Origin of the sequence: Pseudoduganella ginsengisoli, from assembly GCF_009720865.1 — a bacterium.
In the GTDB taxonomy this organism is placed as follows: Bacteria; Pseudomonadota; Gammaproteobacteria; order Burkholderiales; family Burkholderiaceae_D; genus Rugamonas; species Rugamonas ginsengisoli.
The window spans coordinates 1-6,672 of the sequence record NZ_WNLA01000054.1 but is presented as its reverse complement, the minus strand read 5'-3'; the positions used below and the strand labels follow the sequence as shown (position 1 = coordinate 6,672).

The window sequence follows — 6,672 nt, the reverse complement described above, 5'->3', positions numbered from 1 at the left end:
TAGAGCCTTCCAAACCCGGATTGGCATCCACCTACCCACCCAGGATTCAAAAAACGGCTAATCAGCCGGTCCCGGCCCGGCCACCACGGAACCAGCGCCGAGATCAAAAACCGGGTCCAAAACGGGGTTTTATGCCAATACTTGGCACGTATATGCCAATCGTCGGCATAAAACCCCGCCTTTTACCCGGTGGAGGGCCGTTTTAATGGTCTTAAAGCCAATTGAAGCCGGATTAACCCTTTTCGCGGTTTTACCCGTTGCGGCATTATCCGGCCGCGCCCGGCGGCGAAATTCCCGCCCTCCCGGAACCCTACCACAGCCTCCTGGATGCCTCTGCAAGCCCCGCTACGGCCCCGCAGCGCCCTCTATGCAGCCAGCCAGGTCCGGCACAAAGAACACGATAAATCCACATTTCACTATTCATATTGGAAAACAAACGCATCAAACCATTCGTTTTCCATTCCATCGACGCTTAATCAAAGCAGCCAAGTGCGTTTTTAACTTCGCCAAGTCCACCAATTATTCGACAACCAGCCAATCATAAAAATTCGTTACCAGTCGCTTCTATTCAACCCACGGTTTTTGTGCGAACAAATCTGGATCAATTGGTGGCAAACCACAAGCGGTGCATCAAAAATTAAAATTACTCGATATTGAGATTCAAAGTTCGTATTTTTTGATTCAAAAACACGTCATTTAATATTCCAATTCAATCGCATACCGATCAAAATAATAATCAATAAGACTGGAAACGATTTTTTCATATTAAGAATCAAGCCAATTTAAATAGGATGATTTCGCCATTAAAAATTAAAATCAATAGTGAAATCTGCATTTAAAAAAATAATATACAACACTTTTCCTAACCTTCATTTTTCGTACAAATCATCAATCACGCAAGACCGAAATATTTTCGCGCACCAAAAATACGAAAATTTTCCTTTATAACACAATAAACATCACATCAAAAATAATTGATCATTTTCAAAAAACTTATAACGATCAAATCAAAAACCAAAACCGTTCTCGCCTGTTAACTCAAATAATAAAGCCAACATAATATCCTGACGCGCGCCAATAGGCGCTTGTCTCCGGTCGAATTTGCTTCGCAAATCAAACCCCGCTAAAGCGGGGTCGATCCGGCCGGTTATTTTTGAAAATCGAAAATACAAAAACCCTTTAAAAACATTAGCAGCGCATCGCCCGTGGTCCATGCCAATGTTGCAAGACAGACATCGGCACACACTGACCAGCGGCCCAGGCGGCCGCCGCGTCCCGAGAGGGCGCGGGGTTTCGGCCGACGCCACGGCGCGCAGGTGCCCGTAGCCCGGCGCTAGCCGGGTGAGGCGGTAGGGGCCGGTCCGGCAGGACTGCCCCGTAGGGGCACCCCGTAGCCCGCCGAAGGTCTGCGCGACCGTTCCGCAGCGGAAACTTTGCGATTTCGCAACACCGTTTTCGCGGGTTAGAGGAAATTTCTCGTGGGAAGTTGAAAAAGTGTCACGATGGGCGTCGCGAAGCGATGCGCAGCGGTCCGCGTCCCCGGCAGGGGCGGGGGTCTTTTTATGCCCCCTTTAGGGGGCCTGGAGCAGTTCGAATAGGGCGTCAGCCCATGAGTGTTTTAAGGTTTTTGTTTTATCTGTTTTATCTATATAGAGATTGGGACACTTTTTCCGGTGTATTGGGACACTTTTTCCGGTTGTATTGGGACACTTTTTCCGGTTAACGTGTCTTTGGGACACTTGACAAACGGAGTACCAATATCATAATGGTACACTTAAATACAGTAGTCCCAATAACCGGAAACTATGTCCCAATAGGACACCTTTTCCCATGTCCTAGCAACCGGAAAGTATGTCCCAATAGGTGCAAAATGCAGAAAGCCCAGCACATGATCAGGCTCAACAAAGAGCAGATGTTGTGTGACATGCAAGTCAACATGAGCAACGCGCTGGCCAGGAGCGCACATGCGCTCTCCCTGTCGGAAAAACGCATCGTAGCGGCTTGTATCGCCAAGACGGACCAGCTACCTAGTCTGGAGGACATCAAAGAGCGTGGCGCGTGGCTAGTGCGCCTTTCTGCAGCTGATTATGCGGCAACCTTCGACGTCGACCTGGACACAGCCTATGACCAGCTACAGGCCGCCTCCAAAAACCTGTTTAGGCGCTACATCACTGCCACCCGGGACACCAAGAAGGGGCCGGAGGTCTACCAATGCGTGTGGGTAGGCGGGGTACGCTACCACAAGGGTGAAGGCTGGATTGAACTGGATTGGTGGCATGAGATCGTGCCGCACCTGTTCAACCTGCGCGGGGAATTTACCCAGTACAAGCTCAGGCAAGCAACCGCCTTGCGCTCGATGTACTCGTGGCGGTTGTTCGAACTCTTCCAGTCGTGGCGCGGCAAAGGCGTCTACCACCCTTCGCTGGATGACTTCTGCAAGGCAATGGAAGTGCCAGAGTGCTACCGGAAAAACTTCAAATCGATCCGCACCCGCGTTATCGAGCCGGCGGTCCGTGAACTGGTCGAGAAGAACAACATGCTGATCACTTGGAAAACCTTGAATGAAGGTAGGAAAGTGGTCGGTCTCGATTTCACTTTCCAGCCGATGGACATCCTCGAAGAAGAGCCGATTGAATCGATCCGGCCGATGATCGCCGAAGATCAGGCCTACCGCGACAAGCTGGAGGCCAATGGCCAGCAGCGCATCGATGCTTCGCTGGATCCAGTCGCATAGACCGCAAAGCTAGTATCCATGCGGATTTCGGCTTTAACTATTACATTTCGAGGGTCGAACTATGAGGTTTTGACAGTCTCGTTTTTTGCCAAAAGACGAGAGATTTACGGTCCTCAAGGGACCGGAAATCTGTAGTGACGAAGCCTCACTCACCCAGCACCTCCGGCCGGCGCCTTCTCAGCCACTGGTACAGCGTATTCAATCGCGGGCCTCGCCCGCGATTTACCCCTGCGCGGCTGTGCCTTTTGCGTAGCCTTTTTCTGACTGACGGCGAAGCGCGGCCGTGAGCGCGACGGTCGCGAACGCTGTACCTCTGACTGCCGCCATCCGGCGGCGGGCCAAGCACGACGGGCGCGCGGCAGCTAACTACCCTTGCCCCGCCTTGCGCGGGGCTTGGCAAAACCTTATCGCTCTGGCAGGGCCAGAGCGCTGGAGTTCTTGAAAATCATGCCACCAAGCTACTTCGCCTCATCCCCCGCCAGCTGCAAAAACACCGCCCGCTTGATGTAGCTGGCCCGCGCAATACCTTGCCGTTTGGCCGTCGCGGTCAGCCGCTCCAGGTCCGCACGCGACAGCCTCAGTGTGATCTGCACACTGTCCTCGTCCGGGGCTTTGGCCACCGGCTCCGGCTTGGCCGGCTGGCTCGGCTGCGGCGCGTCCGGTGCTGTCGCGATGAACTTCTGCAGCGCATGCTCCTTCTGGGGACCGAACCGTTTTTTCCTAATCGCCATGATCAAATTCCGCTATAAATGAATATCAGATGAATATTCAAAGAATATCTAATGAATATTCAAAATATGGACTGCATCAATGTATTCAACTCCATGATGGCCTTCTCATCGCGCGGGGTCTGCTCCAGCACCGACAACCCGTTGCCGGCCGCATTGGCCACGCTCTTGCGACGCCGGATCGGGGTGTTCAGGTACTGCAGCGCAGGATAGTCCGCCACGGCAGCGGCAGCGTCATCGTTGTCGGTACCTGCCGGGTCGGCCAAGTTCAGTACCGCCAGCGCCTGCAGTTCCGGATTCAGGGCGCGCGCCTCTTCAATCAGCGCGGCAATGTCCGCCACCGCCCACACGTCCAACGAGCGCGGCTGGAACGGCACCAGCACCAAGTCCGACAGCACCAGCGCAGCGCGCAGCGCCGTGCTGTCGCGGCCGCCGGCATCGATGATGATGTCCTCGAACTTGCCGCGCTGATGCCGCAGTTGGGTGCGCAGTTGGCTGCCGTCCGGATAGTGTGCGGTCGCGATCGCCGGCTGCCGACCAGCCTCGCCGCGGATGGCCAGCGCCGTCGACGCGGTGTCTTGGCGGTCCGCATCAATCAGCCAGACATCCCGCCCGGCCAACGCCCGGGCAATCGCAATGTTCAGCGCCAATGTCGTCTTGCCAACCCCGCCCTTGATCGCCCCTACCGTGATGATTTTTCCACCCATCATGCCTCCTGGATAACGTTGAACGACTATACAGGATTCCGCTGGATTGAATGCTATTTGAATATTCAAAAGATATTCTTTGAATAGTCTTTGTTTTGACAGCAGCCGTGCCGCGCGCCAGACCTAAGGCCGCCATGCTGGCCCTGATGCTCTTGCTGGCCGGGGCCCCCGGCGCCGGTACCGACCTGGAGAAGCCGCCGCTGACGGTGCCGTTGTTTGATGGTATCGAGCGCGGTTACAAACCGCCGTCAACCCCGCTAAAACGCCCTGAAATTCCCGATTTCTGGCGTTTATTTGAGCTAACCGTGGCTTGCGGCCCGAAAAGTCGTGATTTCGGGACGAATTACACGTCGAAGGCCGCTTCGCGAACAAAAAAGCCGCCCAAAACAGCTCTTTAGACCCCTCCACAGGCACGATAACCACCCGCGACAACCGTTACATCGCCCCCTAGTGGCGAGGATTCCCCTGATCTCCGCCTCCGAGCTGGACAAGGAGAGAAACCGCGAAGCGGAGCGCCGGGGCAAGATCGCCGAGGCCGTCGGCAGCCTGGTCGCTGCCCGCGCCGAGCGGGTCATGCAAACCCGTCAGTTATCTCTGCTGCAAGCGCTGGAGAAGCGCGCCCAGGAACGGGTGCGCATAGGCGTGGCCGAAACCAGCGAGCAAGTGCACTACCTGGAGCAGGTGGCTGCCTTGGAAACCCGCATCCAGGCCCTGCAAGGAGATGAAATCAAGGCGAGGTGGCAGGTGAAAACCGGCAGCATGGCAGAGCTGGCCATCACGGTCGCGATAGTGGCCCTATGCGCCGTGGTGATTTACACCAGAAGGGAAGTGCCAGGCACCTTCATCCCCTTTTTCTACCGCTACGACCGCCTCTACAAGGAGGGCCTGATCGACGGCCACGAGTGGAAACAGCACCGTTTCGACTTCATTTCAGCCTCGAAAACCCACAAAACTGACTGAAACGGCTAGAAGAAGCCAGAAGAAGCCAGAAATTCCCCAATAAAGCCAAAATTTCACTGACAAACCCGCCCGTCTCTCCCCCCGGACACCTCAGCGGTGAACAACTTTCCACAGCCGAGCCAGATGACGCACGTAACATAACTCATTGATAATAATAAGTTTTCGACAATGACGATGACAACTGTCAGCCATCCGCCACGCCCGCACTTGGACGATGGCGAAACGTCGGCCAGCACGCCCATGCCGGATGAGACAGAAAATGTCTCAGCTTAAATATTTGATTTGATTGAAGAGGACAGGCAATGAGTCGTCCGCAAAGACAGCGGCGAGATTCTCATCATGAGGTAGGATTGGAATTCAAATCTGTCAACATTGTAAAAACTTCGAACTCTTCCGGACATTATTTCCAACTCTTCCGGATCGATTCCATGTTGCCAGCGACTGCTTTTTATTTCTTCCCAGCGTTTCGGAAATTAATTCCGGCACACTGTTTGCTTTGCCTTTTTAAAACTTCCGGCTGGACATTTTCATCTTCCGCTTCAGGGCGTCAAACCAGTGATCTAAGTTGATCACCGGATTATCGGAACCTCCGCCAACTTGTTTCGCTACCGTTTTGCCGCTTTTGCTGAAGACCGCGCCGCCATTTACATTGCCTTCGGTCGATTTGATTTGCTACTCAACTGACTTGGGGCGGGAAGCGCTGCGGTTTTTGTTTTGCTCTGAATTTCTTGCAGGGCTTTCGGCGGAAAGTCGAGCTAATCAATCACCGTGAAAACATCATACCATTACCTTTCCCCACCGCACCAGTAAAAGTTATTCGGCACAAACCCATCCATGGCATTTTGACGACACGCAAACATAATCCAGGAACCCTCCGGCGATTCACTGCAGCGTTCACGCGGCCATTTCCAGCCGTTGTTCCAGCCCATCACCAAGCCAAGCAACCAAGTTGAAATAATTCCAAGACCACATCCCGCCATTAAATTTACTGGAAACCGTTCAATTTTACTAACCGCGACTGGATTTTTATTAACTTCACCATTCCAAACCAATTCAAGCGCTTCAAAACGCTATATAAAACCTCCACCAGCAATGAAACCGCCTTGGCCAAACTATTCCCGGTACTCAACGATTCAATCCATCATTCAAAACCGCTCAACAGCCCCCTCCAGAAACAGCAAAAGCAGGCTCATCGCCTGCTTTCTCTGATTCCACCCCGCCGCCATACCGCGCGCCCTAGGTTCAAACCTTTCCAACGATAAAAATTTCCAATCCCAAACACCTATCCGACCACGCGGCTATTCCCCAGCTGGCGCCCGGCACACACCAGGACCGTCCAGCGCCCCGCCAGCCACGTTAAACCTGCCAGCCCACACCAACCCATTCAACCGTCCTGCAAACCGCTTTAAAGGCCCTTAGAGCCTTCCAAACCCGGATTGGCATCCACCTACCCACCCAGGATTCAAAAAACGGCTAATCAGCCGGTCCCGGCCCGGCCACCACGGAACCAGCGCCGAGATCAAAAACCGGGTCCAAAACGGGG

Annotated in this window: 5 protein-coding genes; 3 read left to right on the top strand and 2 right to left on the bottom strand. The window is 53.9% G+C overall.

Features of this window, described 5'->3' with window-relative positions; translation table 11 throughout:
- Positions 1–1,870 precede the first annotated feature (1,870 nt).
- Positions 1,871–2,734 (top strand): replication initiation protein, encoded by an 864-nt coding sequence (locus GM668_RS30065; RefSeq protein WP_155442659.1) that lies wholly within the window; start codon positions 1,871–1,873, stop codon positions 2,732–2,734.
- 458 nt (positions 2,735–3,192) lie between these two features.
- Here the strand turns inward: GM668_RS30065 and GM668_RS30060 are convergent, their stop codons facing one another.
- Both GM668_RS30060 and GM668_RS30055 read right to left on the bottom strand, forming a co-directional pair.
- Positions 3,193–3,465 carry a hypothetical protein gene (locus tag GM668_RS30060; RefSeq protein WP_155442658.1) on the bottom strand — a complete coding sequence of 91 codons (273 nt, stop codon included), beginning with the start codon at positions 3,463–3,465 and terminating at the stop codon, positions 3,193–3,195.
- Positions 3,466–3,524: 59 nt separating this feature from the next.
- Positions 3,525–4,172, bottom strand: coding sequence for an AAA family ATPase (locus tag GM668_RS30055; protein ID WP_229500133.1), 648 nt, complete (start codon positions 4,170–4,172; stop codon positions 3,525–3,527).
- Between the two features lie 131 nt (positions 4,173–4,303).
- On the opposite strand from GM668_RS30055, the gene GM668_RS30050 reads away from it, so the two are divergent.
- Positions 4,304–4,567 (top strand): hypothetical protein, encoded by a 264-nt coding sequence (locus GM668_RS30050; RefSeq protein WP_155442657.1) that lies wholly within the window; start codon positions 4,304–4,306, stop codon positions 4,565–4,567.
- A 52-nt stretch (positions 4,568–4,619) separates the two neighbouring features.
- Positions 4,620–5,129, top strand: a complete 510-nt coding sequence (locus GM668_RS30045; RefSeq protein WP_155442656.1) for a hypothetical protein — start codon at positions 4,620–4,622, stop codon at positions 5,127–5,129.
- Positions 5,130–6,672: the final 1,543 nt, after the last annotated feature.

Excerpts from the sequence above, each read along its gene's own strand:
- GM668_RS30065 (WP_155442659.1), top strand. The coding sequence starts at position 1,871 with ATGCAGAAAGCCCAGCACATGATCAGGCTCAACAAAGAGCAGATGTTG.
- GM668_RS30060 (WP_155442658.1), bottom strand. The coding sequence starts at position 3,465 with ATGGCGATTAGGAAAAAACGGTTCGGTCCCCAGAAGGAGCATGCGCTG.
- GM668_RS30055 (WP_229500133.1), bottom strand. The coding sequence starts at position 4,172 with ATGATGGGTGGAAAAATCATCACGGTAGGGGCGATCAAGGGCGGGGTT.
- GM668_RS30050 (WP_155442657.1), top strand. The coding sequence starts at position 4,304 with ATGCTGGCCCTGATGCTCTTGCTGGCCGGGGCCCCCGGCGCCGGTACC.